This window comes from Microcystis sp. M53598_WE2 (assembly GCF_030067735.1).
GTDB classification, from domain to species: domain Bacteria; phylum Cyanobacteriota; class Cyanobacteriia; order Cyanobacteriales; family Microcystaceae; genus Microcystis; species Microcystis aeruginosa.
The window spans coordinates 1-1,100 of sequence record NZ_JASJFE010000171.1 but is presented as its reverse complement, the minus strand read 5'-3'; the positions used below and the strand labels follow the sequence as shown (position 1 = coordinate 1,100).

Genomic DNA, 1,100 nt, shown 5'->3' with positions numbered 1-1,100 from the left:
GATAGGCCTCATCGGGTAGGGGAATATAACCAATAGTATCTAATAAATTGGGAACTCGATCGAGATAATGTTCGACAAATTTCTCTAAAGCGGGATTCTCTTGGGCTTTTTGGGCATTAACATAAATAAACAAAGGACGAGATAAAGGCTGATATTTACTATCCTCTACATTGCTGCGAGTTGGTTCAATACCGTTAACTTTCAAAGCTTTTAATTTATCCCGATTTTGTTCATAATAAGCGTGGCCAAAATATCCCAAAGCGTTGGCATCTTGACTGACGGCATTAACTAAAGCTTGGTCATCTTCACTAAAATTAAAGTCCCCACGACTGGCATCTTTGCCGTTAATTACATCACTGAAGAAATCGTAGGTTCCTGAATCTTTACCCGGCCCGTGAAGGGTAATCGGTTGGTCGGGCCAAGCGGGATTAATTTGATTCCAACGTTTGATTTTATTCTCGGCCGCTGGTTCCCAAATAGTTTTTAATTCTCTGGTCGAAATATCATCAAGCCAGTTATTTTGGGGATTGACTACCACGGTTAAAGCATCAAAAGCGATCGGTAGTTCGATAAATCTGACCTTATTAGCATCACATTCTTTTAATTCTTCCACAGAAATCGGCCGAGAAGCATTATTAATATCGGTTTCTCCCGCACAAAATTTTCTAAAACCACCGCCGGTTCCTGAAATATTAGCGTCAATTTTAACATCAGCCAAAACTTTGTTAGGGGTATTAGCTTTAAAATCTTCGAGAACTTTGTTGGTAATTGGTGCTACGGTACTCGAACCATCAATTTTAATTGGTTTTAGGTCTTGAGGATTAATATTGGCACAAGCGGGTAAAAGTAGAGCAGTACCCAGGACAATTGCCACTACTTTGGTCGGACGAGATAGCTGAGTAAAAATTTCTAGCATAGGTGTGAAAAGGAGAAAGTAAAAACGGGTATTGGGGAGACTTTTCAGTTATCAGTGGGGAAGTGGGATTTGGGTGTTGGGTGTTGGGGAGTTTTTTGCTGTAATCGGTAATCGGTGAACTGAAAACTCACATCTGATAACTGATAACTGATAACTGATAACTGATTCAAGGCTGAGGGATGAT

The 1,100-nt window shown here is 40.1% G+C and carries 1 protein-coding gene; it reads right to left on the bottom strand.

The window, feature by feature from the left end; all coding sequences use genetic code 11:
• Positions 1-916: PstS family phosphate ABC transporter substrate-binding protein (locus PX636_RS03790; RefSeq protein ID WP_288116269.1), on the bottom strand; the 916-nt coding region annotated here is incomplete at its 3' end.
• Between the last annotated feature and the right edge of the window lie 184 nt (positions 917-1,100).